The organism is Flavobacterium sp. RHBU_3, from assembly GCF_046613565.1.
Lineage (GTDB): Bacteria > Bacteroidota > Bacteroidia > Flavobacteriales > Flavobacteriaceae > Flavobacterium.
Map to the genome: position 1 here is coordinate 77,691 of NZ_JBKJHC010000014.1, position 18,902 is coordinate 96,592.

Genomic DNA, 18,902 nt, shown 5'->3' on the forward strand with positions numbered 1-18,902 from the left:
AAATGAAAATAAGGACCAAACTGCAACTGGCACTCGGCACGTTGTTTTTGCTCATTGCTATACTATCGGCATTTGCCATAAGGCAGGTAAACCTTTTGGCGCAAGACACCAAGAACATACTGGTGGCTAATTACCAGTCGCTGGATTACAGCCGCAATATGCTAAAGGCCATAGATGCTGATACGCTTACTGCCAATAACCTGAAACAGTTTAAATTTTACATGGACAAACAGGTGGCAAACATCACCGAAGTAGGCGAAAAAGAATACACTACCGACCTGCAAATGCACTACGCCAGCCTGGTAAAAGAACCTACAAACAAAACCCACCTGCACAACATACGGGAATCGCTAAACAGTGTAATGAAACTGAACATGGATGCCATACAACGTAAGAGCGCCATAGCCGAAAAAACCGCCGACAGTTCGGTACTGTGGCTTACGTTTACTGCCGCACTGTGTATAAGCCTCGGATTTTTACTGTTTATCAATTTGCCCACGGCTATTGCAGCTCCTATAAAAAAACTAACCGAAAGCATAAGGCAGATTGCCGAGAAAAACTATTCGCAACGCGTATATATACAAGGGCACGACGAGTTTGCCACCATGGCAACCACCTTTAACTCTATGGCGCAAAAGCTGGAAGAATACTCGGCGAGTGATCTGGCAAAATTAATGACTGAGAAAAAGCGCGTAGAAACCCTTATAAACAATATGGCAGACCCCGTTATTGGCCTGGACGAAACCCACCACATATTGTTTGTAAATGAGGAAGCACTAAAAATTACAGCACTGAAAAAGGAGAGTGTTATAGGCAGAAACATTAGCGAAGTAGCCCTTACCAATGACCTGGTGCGCGACCTTAGCCGTGAAGCGGTATTAGGCGAAACACAAAACAGGCAGGTGATGAAAATATACGCCGACGGACGCGAGAGTTATTTTGAGAAGAACATTATTCCGATACAGGTAGTACCTACGGGTGAAACTGCAAGTTATACCATAGGTTCGGTTATTATACTAAGAAACATAACTGCGCACAAGGAACTGGATGAGGCCAAGACCAATTTTATCGCTACGGTGTCGCACGAATTTAAAACACCCATTGCCAGTATGAAAATGAGCCTGCAACTATTGGAAAATGAAAAAACCGGAACTCTTAACAACGACCAGAAGGAATTGCTTGCAAGCATAAAAGACGATACCGCAAGGCTGCTGCGCACTACAGGTGAATTACTTAACATAACCCAGGTAGAAACTGGTAAAACAGCACTAAACCTGGAATCCTGCAATGTGGCTATCCTAATTGAAGATGCTGTTGATGCCAACAGGATACAGGCATCAGGTAAACATACTGACATTAAGGTACAGATTGCCGAAAACCTAAAGGACATACTAGCCGACCGCGAAAAAACCACCTGGATAATCTCTAACCTAATTTCAAACGCGGTGCGCTATTCCTATGAAAATGCAGAGATAACAGTTTCGGCAGCAACCTATGCTGATACAATATCTATAAGTGTAAAAGACAACGGCATAGGAATATCTGAACATTATATAGGTAAAATATTCGATAAATATTTCAGGGTGCCGGGTAGCCAGAAGGAAGGAACCGGGCTGGGCCTTGCCATAAGTAAGGAGTTTATGGAAGCACAGGGTGGTACTATTACTGTTAGCAGCACACCAGGACAGGGAAGCATTTTTACATTAGTATTTAAACAGGATTTTTAGAATAGCATATATTTAAATCGTTAGGTTTCTATAAACTAAAAATGTTATTCATTTAGTTCAATATAAAACACAAGTAGAATAAAAAAGCGCCTGAAAATTACTTTTCAGACGCTTTTTAAATGTGGTATTTTTTCTGTTTATCGTAGTGTAAAGCTTGAGCTTCCTACAAGTACTCCATTATCAAAAACGTTTACAAAATAGTTACCTTTTGCAAAATCATCTCCATTAATGGTTTGATTGATATCTATTGTTTTGTTTTGGAAGTTAGCCTTAGTAATAAAACTATAAGTAAGCGACTGTCCGTTAAAAGACTCCGTTTTCTTTTCGCCAATAACATTACTCTTAGGATCTATCACCTGAACGTAATATGTTTTTTCACCGGCTATAGCAACTTCGTTAGCTGCAATGGTAAAGGTAACATCTATAACATCTACCCTACGCGCTTTATCAGTTTCTACCAGTTTACCAGAGCCTTTTTTCTTGTAAGTTTTGGTACGTACGTTAGTAATACTAAGCTTCTGTGCTTTTTCTATAATTTTAGCTTTATTAGTATTCTGGGCAGTAAGCGTATCGTTTAGGCGTTTGCTATCATCCAGTGCACTGCGTGTACTGTCGCGCTGCGTAGTAAGTGTAGCGTTTTCTTCTACAAGTCTTTTATTTTCAGCGATAAGCTTATCGTGTTGTTTTTTAAGCTGTGAATATTTATTCCTGAATCCACGCAACTCGGCAACCTCACCGTTAGATTTTTCAACTTCAGCCATAAGCTCTACAATTTTGGCACGTTCAGCTTCAAGATCTCCCGAAAGTGACGTATTCTCGGCAATAGCCTTGTCGTAGCTTTCTTTTTGAGCCTTAAGATCGGCCATTAATTTGTCTTTCTCAGACACAAGTTGTGTTTCAGTTTGCTTACTGTCAGTACTCATTTTATACATCATCACAAGGCTTCCTGCAAGAAGGAGTGATAGTACAATGATTACTATTTTCAGTCCGGAGTTACTCTTTTGATTTTCTTCCATAACGTTTATGTAATTAGTTTTTCCAAATTTAGTTATAATTTAATACGATGTTCTCGTTTTAAGAAAATTTTACAGAAAAGTACTATTTTTGGTATAACAAGCAAGCAATGAAAAACATTACATTATTTACAGCGGCAGACCTGTTAAAATATACTAAACAGCGTAGCGGGGAAATTAAATTTGGAGAACGAATTATAACCATACCTAACGGAGTTGATCCTTTTGAATTCCTCAAAGAAACTGAGGCTCAGTTTGTTTTGGTAGGTATCCCCGAAGATATAGGCATACGTGCAAATCATGGCAAACCCGGTGCAGCAAAAGCATGGGACTACGCCCTGCGCAGCATTTGCAACATGCAACACAACCGTTTTTGTAAAGGAAACAGTCTTATTGTACTCGGACAAGTAGACGTTTCTGAAGCCATGGAAGCAGCTGCGACCATCGACGGACGCGAAAAAGAAGGCAGAAGACAGCTAAGCACTTTGGTTGAAAAGATAGATAAAGACGTATCTCATGTCATTTGCCGCATTATTCAGGCAGGCAAAATCCCTATAGTACTGGGTGGCGGGCACAACAATGCTTATGGCAATGTAAAGGGCGCAGCACTGGCTAAAGGTAAACCCGTAAATGCCATAAACTACGACAGCCGGGCACGCCTGCGCATGCTGGAAGGTCGTCATAGCGGTAACGGCTTTAGCTATGCTTTTGAAGAAGGTTTCCTTAAAAACTATTTCATTTTTGGTATGCACGAAAGCTATGCCAATAAAGGAATCTTGGAGACCATTAAAAAGCATAACGACCGCCTGCGCTACAACACCTACGAACAAATAGCGGTGCGAAAAGAAAAACACTTTAGCGAAGAACTTGCTTTGGCCAAAGGTTTTATAGCCGATGACCCGTTTGGTCTGGAGATAGACTTATCTGCTTTACCACACTTCCCTACTGATACAATGACCGCAAGCGGATTCAGTATAGAGAAGGCACGACATTTTATACACTACTTCGGGCAGTGCCGCAATGTTGCCTACCTGCATGTATGCGAAGCAGTTCCTGAACTTGAATGCAATAGCTACGTGCATCTTACCGGAAAAGTGATTGCCGCACTAATTGCCGACTTTATTAAGTCGAAAATGAATTAGTTACAGATATAACACTATTGTTAATTTTTAACAACTCTTTAAGATTAATTAAATTGTAAATAAAAAAAAGCCTTTGCCTGGGCTTTTTTTTATGGAAAAAACCATAGGGTTAACCGGGATTTTACCTAATTTTACAGTCCGCATCAGTTTCTAAACCAACTGTTTTCGGTACGTTAAAATTTTCTTTCCGGCAACAAACTTTTCAGTTTAATAATACACGTTGTCGGATATATACCGTATAATGCTATAAGCCTGTTTGCAAAGCCTCCGCAAACAGGCTTTTTAATTTAGTTTATCTACCGGCTGTGCCTATTTTACTATTTATAAGATATAAATACATAAACATACTAAAGGCTGCCACCGCACCAAATGTGTGCCACAAAAAATGAGTACCCCACCTTAACCATTGCCACGGATCGGCTACACGAAACGTAAGTGCGCATATAAATGACACAAAAGCAAAGCCCACCCACCTGCCGTGATTAAACTTAGTTTTTATTAAATAACCCAAAACAGGAAGTAGTACAATACAAGCCATTACAGCATAGTTAATATTAATGTACAACTGTATATCGGTAGTTCCTCTGAGGCTGGCTCGTAAAAAATACCAAAAAATCATGTAAGCAACAACGAGAAGTGCCGCAAAATACCACTTAGTAAGGTGGCTAATAAAATATATTCCTGCAAAAACGCATAGCAGCATAATAGGCACCCAGTCCATCATTATAAAAAAAGACCACTGACGCAGGCCATGATAAATCATACCGCCTATACCTCCTATATACAAAAGTACCAGAGCAAAACTCAGAAAGGTATGCTGCCTGCCCCTGCCCCATAGTTTAACTGTCCAGTAAATGGCTATAATCAGGAAAAAACATGATGTAATGGCATTATGTGGTTCCGGAAACAGAAAATGCATGTCGGTTTCGGTATAAATTATACCGCCATCCGGGGGTAAAAGCTGCTGCATATAGTAGTATTTATCCCATAAAAATACTTGGTTTAGATTATACAAAAGCAAGTATTTAATATTTTTTTATAAAATTCTACAAAACAAAAACCAAACTAAAGCACACGTTTACAAACCATTAATATTTAACACTGTTAAACATATTACAATATTATGCAGGATACAAAACTGTAAGTATTAGTACTATAAATTTTTATACTTTTATAACTCAAGAAGATATCCTACAAAAACCGGTTTTAACAAAAAATACCCTATGGAGCTTTACCTTAAGTATAACATAGACACGATGTGTAAAGTTTTGCTGCAGCAACAACTGGATAAATTTAATATAGACAGCAGAGTGACAGAGCCGGGGTATGTAAACCTAAAAAATAATGTATCGCCCGAGGTTTACAGCAGTTTTTTAAAATCTCTGGAAGCATTCGGGATTGAAATCGTTGACAACCAAAAGAATATAATGGTTCAAAAAATAAAGAATGTAATCCTGGAAATGCTTTATGCAGATAAAGGGATGCAATCTCTTAAAATATCGCGGTTTCTGTCGGAAAAGCTTGGTGAAAATTACCGTACACTCTCCCAGGTTTTTTCAGAAGTTACTTTCATATCAATCGAAAATTTCATTATTTTGCACAAGATTGAAAGAGTAAAGCAGTTATTATTAACAGAAAATTTATCGTTAACTGAGATTTCATTTATGATGAATTATAGTAGTGTGGCTTACCTTTCCCAGCAATTTAAAAATATTACAGGGGTTACGCCCTCTGCCTTCCGGAAAATAATGCGTCAAAAGAGGATTACAGATATCAAATAAGAACTTTTAAAAATAATTGATGCGCTCTACACCATTACAAATAATGCTTGCCGATGACGATGAAGATGACCGCCTTTTCTTTAAGGAGGCATTTGAGGAGGTAAAGATAAAATATGAGATTAGCACCTTTAATGATGGTGAGCAGCTTATGGACTATCTTAATACTCCCGACAGCGTATTACCGGACATTGTTTTCCTCGATTTAAATATGCCCCGAAAAAGTGGTATGGAGTGCCTAAGGGAAATCAGGCAAAACGACCGTCTTAAAAAAATATCGGTAGCCATATACTCTACTTCTTCATCTGAGCAGGATATTGAGGAAACTTTTACAACCGGCGCTAATGTTTATATTAAGAAACCAAACGACTTTAATATGCTTAAAAAAGTATTGAGCGATGTGGTACACATAAACTGGCAACAAATATCTGAAGGGCTTAGTAAAGATAATTTTATATTAAGCCTTTAGTCAGTCGAAAGTTATAAAGTCGAAAGTTATAAAGTCGAAAGTTATAAAGTCGAAAGTCTTAAAGCATAAAAAAATCCCTTTACAATATTGTAAAGGGATTTTTTTATGCCCGGTTACCGGGTTTATTTTTTCTTAAGTACCGTCTTGTATTTCCAGTATGCAAAACCGCCAAGGATAAGCACACCTGCCGCCATATAGTAAAAGTATGCAGGCGTACGTGGTTCGCCGGTAGCATAACTATGCAGGCCGGTAAGGTAGAAATTCACCCCGAAATATGTCATTAGTATAGAAAAATATGCCAATGCACTAAACAGGTTGAATATCCATGTTCCTCTTAGTTTAGGTACCAGGCGCATGTGTATTACAAATGCGTATACCATAATACTTACCAGTGCCCATGTTTCCTTAGGGTCCCAGCCCCAGTAACGGCCCCAGCTTTCGTTGGCCCACTGCCCACCCAAAAAGTTACCAATAGTAAGCATTACAAGCCCTACGGTTAAGGCCATTTCGTTTACATACGTAAGCTCTTTAATATTCAGGTCCAGTTTCTTTTTGTTCTTTTCTGTAGCAAACAGCATTAATGTAAGCGATACAAGCCCAAGTATTAACCCCAGGGTAAATGGTCCATAACTGGCTACAATTACCGCTACGTGTATCATTAACCAATACGAGTTTAGTACCGGCTGCAGGTTTGCAATAGAACTATCAAGCCAGTTCCAGTGTGCTACCATAAGAATGATGCTTGTTACAAAAGCAGCTGCCGCAACTACAAGGTCTGACCTGCGCTTTACATAATCCCTTAAGAAGCTAATCTTCATTACAAGGTAAAGCATTACGTTTGGCGTAAAGCCCGCACCCAGTGCCAAACCAAAGAACATGGTAGCCCATGCTACATAAATAATGGATTCGTAAGCGTTACTCCAAGGCGCGTGACCCGATAAATACCAGCGCACTCCCAATCCTATAGTATGCAGTATAAACAATATCCAAACAATGCTACGAAATACCTTAATACCGCCATTTACAAACTTAGTATCGTTAAAAATCTTAATGATGGAAAATACCAGCATTAAAAGCCCAGCGTACAGGTAGCCCTGGAACAACTTTTCAAAAATATTTATTTTATTGTACCACAGCTCTGCTTCTATCTTCTCGTCAGAAGGCATTACATCCCCTCCCATTTTCTTTTGATATACCGTAAGGTTATCCAGTATATCATCGGCTGTTTTATAACCACCCGATTGTACTGCTGCACCCAGCGCCCCAAAATAATATGGCACTATATTACGTATGGTATCCATACCTTTAATACTGTCGGTAACTGCTTCTGTATACGATACCCATTTGTGGTTTTTGTTACCCGGTACCGGTAGCACCTTAAACAACTGCCCCGAAAGGGTAAGGTTTAGCAGTACTATACGTTCGTTAATATCTTTAAAGTCTTTATCAAACTTGTTCATTTCTTTTTTATGGGCACCTTCTTCCAGCACCCCGCTCAGTTTGTAGTTGCCTTTGTTGTCAAAAAAGTCCGACATGGCAGCATACTCAGCGTCTATAGGTAAGCCTGTTATTTTTCGCAGGCTATCATTATGCCTTGCAAGGAAAATAACCGGAACTTCATACCACATTCTGTCCATAAGCGACATAGAAAGCAGCGCCTGGTCTGAATTCATTCCGTGGAATGTTTCCTTTTTGCTCAGCTTGCGCAAAAGTTCTGATGAAAAAGTATTTACAGGCATTATACGTCCATTGTCCTGAATAAGGATACGGCCAAACTTGGCAGCGTGTTCTTTACTTATCTTGTACTTCTCAAAAACAGAATCCAGCTGTTTCTCAGTAGGCCTTTCGTGCTGATGGTTCTTTTCATTAGCATGGTCATGATCATGATTTTGGGCATACCCTCCTAAAGCAAAGAACAGTATAAGTAAAGCGGTAAGTCCCGCCTTCTTTTCACGGATTTTATCTATTTTCTTTTTCAGGTCGCCAAAGCGGGTGTTTTTGTCAAATAATATAGCCATAAGCCCTATGTACAATAAAAAGTAACCGGCGTATGAAAGCCATGTACCCCAAAAGTCGTGGCTAACAGACAGCCTGGTCCCCATTTCATCAGGATCAAACCCCGACTGGAAGAAACGGTAGCCGCGGTAATCAAGTACGTGGTTCATATAAATATGGTAGTCAAATTTTTCTTTCTTTTCAGTATCATTTATGGTAACCTTACTTTCAAATGAAGAATAGCCGGCACTCATGCCTTCCATTCCCGGATAGCGGTTTGCTATAAAGTCGTTAAGTGTTACATCAAACGGAAGATCGTAAGTTTTACTACCGTAGATTAGCGTAAAATCAAGTTTTCCTATCTTAAAGGCTACCGGTACACCTACCTTTTGGATTCCACCCATAAGGGTTACTTCTTTTTCCTCGCCCTGGCTTTTTACAGTAACCGTTAAAGCCGATTCTTCCTTGGTTTTATAATCGCCGTTAAACTCATAAGAAACCTTACCTTTTATGGCGTGTTCCGGCAATACAAACATAGCACCTGCCACATTGTACAACGAACGGAACATAAGCGGCTGTACTGTGTCCTTAGCTACTTTACCCTGCATACGATCGGCCATCCGCATAAAACTACCTTCAAACGGAGCACTTAATGTATACTCCTCGCCTGTCTTGGTAATGTTTATAGCACCCGCTGTAGGCTTATTAAAGGCAAACAGTATGTTATTGATGTTTTGTACCTCACCTGCCTTCAGGTAATGGTCGGCACGTTTGCCCTGGCTTTGTTCTACAAGCTTCAGGTAATCGGTTCCGTTAGCATCGGGTACTATGGTTTCCTTTGCACCTAAAACATAGTTTTTATATTCTATGTCAAACGGTATGCTGTTAAACTCGTCACTAATATCAAAATAGTTACTTGCTAAAAACGGCACTTCTTTACTGGTCATCAGTATTGGCTTTTCATAGCTGCGGCGCATTACCTGCCCCTGGTATTCACCATCTACCCATACGGTAAGGTAAGGCTTATCACTATAAAACTGGTGTTCGGTAGCCTTTTCGCGTACAGGCATCATGCCTTCATAGCTCAGGTAGCGTGTTACAAAAGCCCCTGTAAGTATTAGTATAAAGGCAAGGTGTAATAACAGCGTAGCCCATTTTTCGCGTTTGTGGAGTTGGTATTTTTTTATGTTGCCCAAAAAGTTAATCAGGAAAACTGCCATTATTCCCTCAAACCACCATGTGTTATAAATAAATACGCGTGCAGTTTCGGTATTATATGCGTCTTCTATAAATGTGCCTATGCCCATGGCAGCGGCAAACAGAAGGAACAACATGGCCATTAAACGGGTAGAAAAGAGGAAAGATGCTATTTTGTTCATTTGTGTATGTACAAAGATTGTTGTGAAAAAATCCATGCAAAAATACTCAAAACTTCAGTTTGAAGCAGCCGTTATTTCATAAAATTAGATGATAAGTAAAATATTATATCAATTTTATTATTTACATTAAGTTAGGTATCTTTGGTGGCAAAGGATACATAACCATTACCTTAATTTAATGAAAATACAAAAAATATTCTGGTTCATAGGCCTTACTGCTATTACGGCCTTTGCCCAGGAAACCGACCCTACCAACCAGGAAAAATTTGACGACATTATGTACCGCCGCGGCAATACCTACAGGGCTGCCAGTGGTATACCCGGCCCGGAATACTGGCAAAACCATGCCGACTATGTTATAGAGGCCGAGCTCGACGATGTAAGCAACACCCTAAAAGGCAAGCTTACCATGACATACCATAACAACAGCCCGCAAGACCTGTATTATATATGGATGTACGCCGAGCAGAACCGCTTTACTGAAAATTCGCGTGGTACACTTACCACCCCGGTTGCAGGTAACCGTTATAGCGGTGATACCGATGGCGGACTGAATATAACCAACCTTACTGCAAAGACAAAAGGTTTTACGGGTACTAAATTCCTGGTAAGCGATACCCGCATGCAGGTTTTCTTTGATAAACCGATAAAAGCTAATGGTGGCAAAGCTACAGTAAGCATGGATTTTGAATTTAAAATTCCTGAGGAGGGTATGGATCGCATGGGCCGACTTAACACTCAGGGTGGCACTACCTACTCTATGGCGCAGTGGTACCCGCGTGTGGCAGTATACGACGATGTTGTAGGCTGGAATACCGAACCTTATCTTGGTGCAGGCGAGTTTTATGTAGAATACGGCAACTTTGATTATAAAGTAACTGTACCGTATAACCATATTGTAGCCGGTTCAGGTTCATTAGTAAATGCCGGTGAAGTACTTACCAAGCAAGAACAACAACGCCTGGAACAAGCCAAAAACAGTGATAAAACCGTATATATTATTTCTCCTGAGGAGGCCGGTAACACTACAGTAACCCGCCCGGTGCAGAGCGGTAAGGTTACATGGCACTTTAAAATGGAAAACACCCGCGACGTGGCGTTTACCACTGCCAAGAATTTTATTTGGGATGCCGCCCGTATAAATCTGCCAAGTGGTAAACCTGCAATGGCACAATCTGTATATACCAAAGAAGTAGACGGTAACGATGCCTGGGGCCGCAGTACAGAGTATGTAAAAGGTAGCATAGAACACTATTCTAAAACCTATTTTGAATACCCCTATCCAAACGCTATCAACGTAGCCAGTAATGTAGGTGGTATGGAATATCCGGGTATGTCGTTCTGTGGGGCGCAAAGTACCCGTGGCGACCTTTGGGAAGTAACCGACCACGAATTTGGCCATAACTGGTTCCCTATGATAGTAGGCAGTAATGAGCGCCGTTATGCATGGATGGACGAAGGTTTTAATACTTTTATCAACTATTACAGCGCAGGGGCTTTTAACAATAATGAGTACCCGAGTAATATAGCCAAAAGCCGCCAGCATGTATACTGGCTAAAGAGCCGCAAACGCGAAAGTATAGCTACCTACCCTGATATAGCAAGATCAATGAACTTAGGCTATACAGCTTATTATAAGCCCGCTACCGGACTAATAATGCTTCGCGAATACATACTGGGACACGAAAGGTTTGATTATGCTTTCCGTAACTACATTAAAAACTGGGCGTACAAGCACCCACAACCAAGCGACTTTTTTAACGCCATGGACAATGCTGCCGGAGAAAACCTAAACTGGTTTTGGAGAGGATGGTTTATGAGCAATGCTAACATAGACCTGGGCATTTCTGCTGTAGCTGAAGAAAAAGACGGATATCTTATAACCTTTACTAACAAAGGCGATATGCCTGCTCCTGTAGTTTATAAAATAACTTATGACGACAACACTACCGAGGTGCGTACCCTGCCGGTAGAAATATGGCAGCGCGGTAACCAGTGGGATCATTTCCTTAAAACCACCAAGAAAATAAAAATGCTGGATATAGACCCGGGACGCTATGTACCGGATATTAATATAAGTGATAATACCTGGATTAAGGAATAACAAAAAGAGCAGCTATAAGCTGCTCTTTTTGTTAGGTAACGGCAATAAGCCTGTAATTATTTTCGGAATGAACCAACTCAGAACTACAGGAGTTTTTTAGCCACTTATATATTTTCCGGATGAAAATAGCACTGTGTACTAAATCACAGCTTGTGGCATGGATTTGTAAAATAATGTAGGTAGTAAAACGCTTGAGAGTACTCGCATGGGCCCTGAGGTCTTCAGAGACACCTGTATCATTTCTCATACAAACAATATTAGCCTTACCTGTTAATAATGCCTGGGCGGCGGTATCGCAAATTGTAGCGGTATCCTCGTCAGGTATATGGCCTTGATCATCTTCTAACTGCAATAACAAAAAATAAGGTTCCATAACTGATTGATTTAATAATATTCTACACTAAAATTTTTAATAATTAATTATTAAAACCTTTCTTACAGATTTTACAAATCACTATTTGATTTAAATTTAATAAAAATTTTGTTTAAAAAGTAATAATAAAATAAAAAAATAGCGGTTAAATTAATAATTTAAAAAATAACTATACATAATTTGATTATGGAAGTAAAAATGTAATTAATGATTTGAAAAAGAACTAAAGCTATTATTTCTCTAAATCCATACAGGTTTTTGAAACAGGAAACTCATTAAACATAAAAAAAGCACTCCTTATCAGAGTGCTTTTATACTAATCCAGGCTTAGTGTTATTTGTCCGTCGTCATCCAGGCTTACTGATGGTTCGTCACCTTCATTCTCATCTGAAATAGTTTCGGGTTCTTCCGGCTCCGGTTCCTCATAAGGTAACGGATCCAGCAGGTTAATTTCTTTTACCTTATCGGTAGTCAGCTGATTACCCTGTGCCTTTATACCTTTTACGGTAATGAAGCTTTCAATATCTACAGTTATAGTTTCTTTCTGTACACCTTTTACTTTAGCAAAAATAACCTCTGCTACGGGCCTCCAGTCAGTACTTACAATTTCCAGTCGCGATTCTGGGTGGTCTGTAATAAAGGTTTCTTCTTTATTTTCATTTTCCACTACAAATCGCTTTATGTAGTAACGTTGCTTATCGCCATCGTAATAAATCGCAGAAAGCGGCTTATCAGGGTTCCATTTTTCCAAAACAATCATACCATCGTCAAAATGCGTAGTAAGTTCAGGAACAATGGTTTTAAGCTTACCGTTTTGGTTTACAACCAGCAGCCTGTCGTTTGGCTTAAACTCACCAAGCAACTCCCCGCGTGCATCTACGTTAAGACGATGAACAGTATCGTCAAACCATATCCTTCTCGGCTTTAACGTGCTGATACCTTTTTCCTTAAGCTCTATTTTCTTAATAGGATACTTAGTAACGGTATTACCCCTTGAGGCACGGCCTTTTATGGCAATAGCAGCAAAATCAAGGTCTATCTTCAGCTTCTTAATACTACCTACCTGACGTAACAGCACCGTAACAACCTCTGCTTCACCGTTAGGGTTACCGCTAAAGTACAGTACCATAGAGTCTTTTGTACCCGCAGTAAGGTCATACGGTTTATCACGCGTTACCCCCGATACGTTAAAGCGTTTTACATAGCTCGGGCCGTTTTTACCGTCGCGGTATATCATGTTGTAGATGGTGCGCTTGTCATTCCTGTCAAATACCGCTACGTGTATAATGTCTTTACCCACAAACGTTTTAACGTCTACCTTTGTAATAATCATACTACCGTCGCGCAGGAAAACAATAACATCATCAATATCGCTACAGTCGGCTACGTACTCGTCTTTTTTAAGCCCGGTACCCACAAAGCCTTCCTCGCGGTTTACGTAAAGCTTGGTATTACGAAGTACCACCTTGGTAGCCTCTATATTATCAAAGTTGCGTATCTCGGTTTTACGTTCGCGGCCTTTGCCGTACTTATCTTTAAGATTCTGGAAATACTTAACAGCAAAATCAATAATATGTTCCAGGTTGTATTTTACCTGTTCAATTTCACCTTCAAGAGCTTCAAGTTTTTCCTGCGCCTTGTCAATGTCGAATTTCGAAATACGTTTAATCCTTATTTCGGTTAATCGTACAATATCTTCTTCGGTAACGGCACGCCTTAAATGTTTGGTAAACGGCTTAAGACCATCATCTATAGCGCGTATAACACCCTCCCAGGTTTCTTCCTCCTCAATAAGGCGATAGATACGGTTTTCTATAAATATACGCTCCAGCGAAAGGAAATGCCATTGCTCTTCTAACTCACCAAGTTCAATTTCCAGCTCACGCCTTAAAAGTTCTACCGTGCGGTGTGTAGAAATACGCAGCATTTCGCTCACCCCTACAAAAAACGGCTTATGATTTTCAATCACACAGCCCAGTGGTGCTATAGACGTTTCGCACGCCGTAAAGGCATACAGGGCATCTATGGTTTTATCAGGCGACACACCCGGCGGCAGGTGGATAAGGATTTCCACATCGGCGGCTGTATTGTCTTCTATCTTTTTAACCTTTATTTTCCCCTTTTCATTAGCTTTAAGTATGCTGTCTATCAGTGTACCGGTATTAGTACTAAAAGGTATCTGTGTAATAACCAGCGTACTTTTATCAAGCTGAGAAATCTTAGCGCGCACGCGTACACGACCACCACGCATACCATCGTTATAATTGGTCATGTCTGCTATACCCGCTGTAGGAAAATCAGGGTATATGGTAAACGGTTTGTTCTTTAAAACTTTTATAGAGGCATCTATAAGCTCATTAAAGTTGTGCGGCAATACCTTTGTAGAAAGCCCCACCGCAATACCCTCGGCTCCCTGCGCAAGCAGCAGCGGAAACTTCACCGGCAGGTTTACCGGCTCATTCTTACGTCCGTCATAGCTTAGTTGCCAGGTGGTAATTTTAGGGCTGTACAATACCTCAAGGCCAAATTTACTCAGCCTTGCTTCTATATAACGCGAAGCCGCAGCTCCATCACCGGTAAGTATGTTACCCCAGTTACCCTGTGTATCTATTAGCAGGTCCTTCTGCCCTATTTGTACCATGGCATCGCCAATACTGGCATCGCCGTGTGGGTGGTACTGCATGGTATGCCCCACCACGTTTGCTACTTTGTTGTAACGGCCGTCATCCAGCTCCTTAAGCGAGTGCATAATACGGCGCTGTACAGGCTTAAAACCGTCTTCAATAGCAGGTACGGCACGTTCCAGGATTACGTAAGACGCGTAATCCAGGAACCAGTCCTTGTACATTCCGGTAACTTTAGTAATGGTTTCGCCCGCTTCGGGCTCATGTCCCTGCGGGTCGTAGTGGGCTTCGCCCCCTTCTAAAGGCTCTAAGTGTTCTTCGTCCATGTATTGCCTCCTTGTGTTTGTTAGGTCGAAAAATCCCCGTGTTTACAAGCAAAAACACGGTTTTTACAAATATATTAAAAAAGGGTGAAATAATCAATTTCCTCTTATCAGGTAATAAATAGCTGAAACAAAAAAATCCCGTAAGATTTCTTACGGGATTTGATATTTAGATTGCTTCGTTCCTCGCAATGACGCGGGGAGTGTGCGCAATATTAAATTATTAGCTAAGAGCAGCTTGTACCTGATCTGCAGCTTCCTGGAACAGGGTAGCAGAAAGGATAGGCATACCAGAGTTGTCTATAAGCTCTTTTGCAAGCTCGGCGTTAGTACCTTGCAGACGTACAATGATAGGCACACTGATAGAGTCGCCCATGTTTTTGTAAGCATCTACAACACCTTGTGCAACACGGTCGCAACGAACGATACCACCAAAGATGTTGATAAGGATAGCTTTTACGTTCGGGTCACGAAGGATGATACGGAACGCTGTTTCTACACGCTTAGCATCGGCAGTACCACCTACGTCAAGGAAGTTAGCCGGCTCAAAGCCTGCATATTTAATAAGGTCCATAGTAGCCATTGCAAGACCGGCACCGTTTACCATACAGCCTACAGTACCATCAAGGTCTACATAGTTAAGACCGGCTTCTTTAGCTTCAACTTCGATTGGGTTCTCCTCACGAACGTCGCGCATTTCTTCATATTTCTTCTGACGGTAAAGAGCGTTGTCATCAAGCACTACTTTAGCATCTACAGCAAGAATTTTGTTATCTGAAGTTTTAAGCACCGGGTTGATTTCAAACATCGATGCATCGCTGTCTGTATACGCTTTGTAAAGAGCGGCAACAAAAGATACCATTTCTTTAAAAGCATTTCCGCTAAGGCCAAGGTTAAAAGCAATCCTACGAGCCTGGAAGCCTTGAAGGCCTACAGATGGATCGATTTCTTCAGTAAAGATAGCGTCTGGTGTATGCTCAGCAACTTCTTCTATATCCATACCACCTTCGGTAGAATACATAATCATGTTACGGCCTTTTGCCCTGTTAAGAAGCACAGACATATAGAATTCTGAAGTTTCACTCTCACCAGGGTAGTATACATCTTCAGCAACAAGTACTTTGTGTACTTTTTTTCCGGTTGGAGGAGTTTGCGGAGTAATAAGGTCCATGCCTATTATTTGTCCTGCAATTTCTTCTACCTGCTCAAGGTTTTTGGCAAGTTTTACGCCACCGCCTTTTCCGCGGCCACCCGCATGTATTTGTGCTTTAATAACATACCAGCCAGTACCGGTCTGTGCAGTAAGCTCTTTAGCAGCTGCTACCGCTTCGGCAGGGTTGTTTGCAACAATACCGCGTTGCACACGTACACCGTGGCTTGCCAGTATTTCTTTTCCCTGATATTCGTGTAAATTCATGATATATGCGTTTATCGTATTAAAAGTGCAACAAAAATAATAAATACAATCAAACTACCGAAGGTATTTTAAACTTTTTCCTCCTAAAAGCCTCATATAACTTTAACATTATGTTAGGCTGCCCTGTACGCAACCATTTACCGACTTATTCATCTTGTTAACAGACAATATTAACATTTAATTCGGCTTTTTTTAATACTTTTATAGCTTACATACATATCAAAACCGTTATATAAACCAGAAAAATTGCTTTTATGAAAAGTTTTACCAAAATGTGCTGCGCCATAATAGTCATACTTATAGTGGGTTGCGGCAAAGATGATGATGATAGCCCATTGCCCCTTAGGGGTGAAGACTATTAACTCTAAAGATTGGACAAGACGGTTAACGTAGTTACTACCGGCTTTAACCAGGCTAAAAAATTTGAAAAACTTTGAGGACGGATTACCATATATAAAAATCCAGGTGTATTAAAAAGCCTCCCGAACATCGTTTGGGAGGCTTTTAATTTTTGGTATAATTATTTTCCTTTTTTCTTTTTACCGGCACGTTTGGCCTCTACAGCACGGTTACGCGGAGCCGTTTTGCGGGGTTTGGTCTTTCCTGGACCGCCCAGGTTCACCTTTTTGTTTTTATCTTTTTTATCATGGAAAGCCCCACCACCATCTAGCTTTACCTTTTTCATCAGGAATTTTACCTTCTTCTTGTCTTTTTCAAACTCCAGTAACTTCTCCTCTATTTTTACCCCTTCAGGAAAATCAAGTATTTCTATCTCCTTTTCCATTAATACCTCTGCCGCCAGCTGTATTTCTTCTTCCCTTGGCGATATGAAGCTTATGGCTGTACCTTCTTTATCGGCACGCCCGGTACGGCCTATACGGTGTATGTATTGCTCTGGCACTTCGGGGAACTCCATATTTATAACATGGGTAATATCTGAAATATCAAGGCCACGCGCCATAACATCGGTGGTAACAATACCCCTTAGTTCGCCACGCTGAAACTCGGCCATGGTATTAAGCCTGTAATTTTGCGACTTGTTAGAGTGTATTACCCCAAACTGTCCCGAAAAATCATCATCGAGCGCAGTCATTACAAGGTCTGCCGTTTTTTTGTTGTTTACAAAAACCAGTACACGCTCCATACCTTCATTGTTAAGAAGGTCTTTCAGCAGGTTTATCTTGGTAAGGAAGTTGGGAACAACATACCCCAGCTGGCTTATCTTTTCAAGTGGTGTACCGCTTGGAGCCAGTGAAACTTCCTCAGGGAATTCAAAAAACTCATTCAGCATTTCGTCTACCTCATCGGTCATGGTAGCAGAGAAAAGAATATTCTGCCTTTTATTCCTTAACATGGTAAGGATAGACGTTACCTGAAAACGGAACCCAAGGTTCAGTATCTCGTCAAACTCGTCTATAACCAGTTTTTGCAGCGCATCAAAACGGATAACATTATCTAATGCCAAATCCATAACACGGCCCGGAGTACCCACAAGTATGTCTACACCTTCATAGACCTTTGTCTTTTGGGTATTAATGTTTACACCACCATACACACCCAGCACACGCACCGACATGTATTTGGTAAGTTTCTCTACTTCCTCGGCTACCTGTACCACCAGTTCACGCGTGGGTACTAATATGAGTACACGCGGCGTATCGGTAGCCATAAATTTCCATTGCTTAAGTATTGGCAATAAGTAGGCAAATGTTTTACCGGTACCGGTTTGTGCAATACCCATCATATCGCGACCGCTCATAATTACGGGCAGGGCACGCTCCTGTATGGGTGTAGGCGTGGAAAACCCAAGCTCGTCTATGGCTTTTTGTAGTGATTTTGGCAAATCGAAGTCTAAAAATGTAGGCATTGCTGTAGCTTTTTGCTGCAAAGATAGTGCAAATAGTTTTGTGACAGAAATATAGCTTTAACAGCCTGTAAACATTGATTTAACAAAAGCTTGGAACAGTGCTGAAAATAACATTGCTAACTTTAAATAAAAAATAATCACCATGCCAAATCACACCACTTTCGGAACCGAAATAAACGTAGCCTCCATACGCGACTTCTTATTTTCGGGCAATGTAGAACCGGGCGACAGCCTTGTACTAAATGAAACAGATTATAACAGGATAGCAGCCGAGTTTAAGGCAGGCGAACAACCTATAGAAATACCGCTTACCATACTGGGGCTTACTATAATAAAGGATACAACCGCTACCCTACCTGCGGGTAAAATACACGTTATAAAAAACGACAGTACCATAGAATGAAATTACATAACAGCAAGCAAAATGAATACTGATTTTGAGATAATACGCAAAGCTTTTAAAAAAGCGGGTATCCATACCAAACCCGAATACAGTATTACACCTTATTCCCTGAATACATCACTTAGCTTTAGGTTTGAAAACTTTAGGGAGTTTATTTCTTTTTTAGGAATAAGCCCCGAAGTAGATATAGAAAAAACCGAGCAAATAAAGCACCTTGTAAACAATGCCGGTATTAAAGAAGATAATTTCTTTTATGTAAATTTCTATAAGCCAAAAGTGGCTGAACTA

At 40.5% G+C, this 18,902-nt stretch carries 14 protein-coding genes; 7 read left to right on the top strand and 7 right to left on the bottom strand.

Features of this window, described 5'->3' with window-relative positions; translation table 11 throughout:
* The first annotated feature begins 2 nt into the window (after positions 1-2).
* Entirely contained in the window at positions 3-1,727 is a 1,725-nt protein-coding gene (locus tag ACLI1A_RS17400) for an ATP-binding protein (RefSeq protein ID WP_411409961.1), read from the top strand.
* A 137-nt stretch (positions 1,728-1,864) separates the two neighbouring features.
* On the opposite strand, the gene ACLI1A_RS17405 is transcribed toward ACLI1A_RS17400, so the two are convergent.
* Positions 1,865-2,743 (bottom strand): hypothetical protein, encoded by an 879-nt coding sequence (locus tag ACLI1A_RS17405; protein ID WP_411409962.1) that lies wholly within the window; start codon positions 2,741-2,743, stop codon positions 1,865-1,867.
* Between the two features lie 107 nt (positions 2,744-2,850).
* On the opposite strand from ACLI1A_RS17405, the gene ACLI1A_RS17410 reads away from it, so the two are divergent.
* Positions 2,851-3,882 (top strand): formimidoylglutamase, encoded by a 1,032-nt coding sequence (locus tag ACLI1A_RS17410; RefSeq protein ID WP_411409963.1) that lies wholly within the window; start codon positions 2,851-2,853, stop codon positions 3,880-3,882.
* Positions 3,883-4,174: 292 nt separating this feature from the next.
* Here ACLI1A_RS17410 and ACLI1A_RS17415 read toward each other — a convergent pair whose 3' ends face one another.
* Positions 4,175-4,852: a hypothetical protein gene (locus ACLI1A_RS17415; RefSeq protein WP_411409964.1), complete on the bottom strand. Its 678-nt coding sequence runs from the start codon at positions 4,850-4,852 to the stop codon at positions 4,175-4,177.
* 253 nt (positions 4,853-5,105) lie between these two features.
* On the opposite strand from ACLI1A_RS17415, the gene ACLI1A_RS17420 reads away from it, so the two are divergent.
* Both ACLI1A_RS17420 and ACLI1A_RS17425 read left to right on the top strand, forming a co-directional pair.
* The gene (locus tag ACLI1A_RS17420; RefSeq protein ID WP_411409965.1) at positions 5,106-5,663 is read left to right on the top strand and encodes a helix-turn-helix domain-containing protein; all 558 of its coding nucleotides are present in this window, start codon (positions 5,106-5,108) and stop codon (positions 5,661-5,663) included.
* 19 nt (positions 5,664-5,682) lie between these two features.
* Positions 5,683-6,129, top strand: a complete 447-nt coding sequence (locus tag ACLI1A_RS17425) for a response regulator (RefSeq protein ID WP_411409966.1) — start codon at positions 5,683-5,685, stop codon at positions 6,127-6,129.
* A gap of 122 nt (positions 6,130-6,251) precedes the next feature.
* Here ACLI1A_RS17425 and ccsA read toward each other — a convergent pair whose 3' ends face one another.
* Entirely contained in the window at positions 6,252-9,503 is a 3,252-nt protein-coding gene (gene ccsA / locus ACLI1A_RS17430) for a cytochrome c biogenesis protein CcsA (protein ID WP_411409967.1), read from the bottom strand.
* Between the two features lie 178 nt (positions 9,504-9,681).
* Between ccsA and ACLI1A_RS17435 the strand changes: the two genes are divergently transcribed.
* A complete protein-coding gene (locus ACLI1A_RS17435; RefSeq protein ID WP_411409968.1) occupies positions 9,682-11,607 on the top strand; it encodes a M1 family metallopeptidase in 1,926 nt (641 codons plus the stop codon).
* A gap of 31 nt (positions 11,608-11,638) precedes the next feature.
* Here ACLI1A_RS17435 and ACLI1A_RS17440 read toward each other — a convergent pair whose 3' ends face one another.
* The 4 genes from ACLI1A_RS17440 to ACLI1A_RS17455 form a co-directional block, all read right to left on the bottom strand.
* Complete coding sequence (locus ACLI1A_RS17440) at positions 11,639-11,980, bottom strand: hypothetical protein (protein ID WP_411409969.1); 342 nt, start codon at positions 11,978-11,980, stop codon at positions 11,639-11,641.
* 316 nt (positions 11,981-12,296) lie between these two features.
* Positions 12,297-14,930 carry a DNA gyrase/topoisomerase IV subunit A gene (locus ACLI1A_RS17445; RefSeq protein ID WP_411409970.1) on the bottom strand — a complete coding sequence of 878 codons (2,634 nt, stop codon included), beginning with the start codon at positions 14,928-14,930 and terminating at the stop codon, positions 12,297-12,299.
* A 220-nt stretch (positions 14,931-15,150) separates the two neighbouring features.
* Positions 15,151-16,344: an ADP-forming succinate--CoA ligase subunit beta gene (gene sucC, locus ACLI1A_RS17450; protein WP_411409971.1), complete on the bottom strand. Its 1,194-nt coding sequence runs from the start codon at positions 16,342-16,344 to the stop codon at positions 15,151-15,153.
* A gap of 520 nt (positions 16,345-16,864) precedes the next feature.
* Entirely contained in the window at positions 16,865-18,211 is a 1,347-nt protein-coding gene (locus ACLI1A_RS17455) for a DEAD/DEAH box helicase (protein ID WP_411409972.1), read from the bottom strand.
* 142 nt (positions 18,212-18,353) lie between these two features.
* Between ACLI1A_RS17455 and ACLI1A_RS17460 the strand changes: the two genes are divergently transcribed.
* Together ACLI1A_RS17460 and ACLI1A_RS17465 are read left to right on the top strand one after the other, a co-directional pair.
* On the top strand, positions 18,354-18,614 hold the full coding sequence (locus ACLI1A_RS17460; protein ID WP_411409973.1) for a hypothetical protein: 261 nt from the start codon (positions 18,354-18,356) through the stop codon (positions 18,612-18,614).
* A gap of 21 nt (positions 18,615-18,635) precedes the next feature.
* Positions 18,636-18,902 (top strand): hypothetical protein (locus ACLI1A_RS17465; protein WP_411409974.1); only part of this gene is annotated, 267 nt, incomplete at its 3' end.

Bases quoted from the DNA above. Each gene is read 5' to 3' on its own strand.
- sucC (WP_411409971.1), bottom strand. From the start codon at position 16,344: ATGAATTTACACGAATATCAGGGAAAAGAAATACTGGCAAGCCACGGT.
- ACLI1A_RS17410 (WP_411409963.1), top strand. From the start codon at position 2,851: ATGAAAAACATTACATTATTTACAGCGGCAGACCTGTTAAAATATACT.
- ACLI1A_RS17415 (WP_411409964.1), bottom strand. From the start codon at position 4,852: ATGCAGCAGCTTTTACCCCCGGATGGCGGTATAATTTATACCGAAACC.
- ACLI1A_RS17425 (WP_411409966.1), top strand. From the start codon at position 5,683: ATGCGCTCTACACCATTACAAATAATGCTTGCCGATGACGATGAAGAT.
- ACLI1A_RS17420 (WP_411409965.1), top strand. From the start codon at position 5,106: ATGGAGCTTTACCTTAAGTATAACATAGACACGATGTGTAAAGTTTTG.
- ACLI1A_RS17455 (WP_411409972.1), bottom strand. From the start codon at position 18,211: ATGCCTACATTTTTAGACTTCGATTTGCCAAAATCACTACAAAAAGCC.
- ACLI1A_RS17435 (WP_411409968.1), top strand. From the start codon at position 9,682: ATGAAAATACAAAAAATATTCTGGTTCATAGGCCTTACTGCTATTACG.
- ACLI1A_RS17460 (WP_411409973.1), top strand. From the start codon at position 18,354: ATGCCAAATCACACCACTTTCGGAACCGAAATAAACGTAGCCTCCATA.
- ccsA (WP_411409967.1), bottom strand. From the start codon at position 9,503: ATGAACAAAATAGCATCTTTCCTCTTTTCTACCCGTTTAATGGCCATG.
- ACLI1A_RS17405 (WP_411409962.1), bottom strand. From the start codon at position 2,743: ATGGAAGAAAATCAAAAGAGTAACTCCGGACTGAAAATAGTAATCATT.
- ACLI1A_RS17445 (WP_411409970.1), bottom strand. From the start codon at position 14,930: ATGGACGAAGAACACTTAGAGCCTTTAGAAGGGGGCGAAGCCCACTAC.
- ACLI1A_RS17440 (WP_411409969.1), bottom strand. From the start codon at position 11,980: ATGGAACCTTATTTTTTGTTATTGCAGTTAGAAGATGATCAAGGCCAT.
- ACLI1A_RS17400 (WP_411409961.1), top strand. From the start codon at position 3: ATGAAAATAAGGACCAAACTGCAACTGGCACTCGGCACGTTGTTTTTG.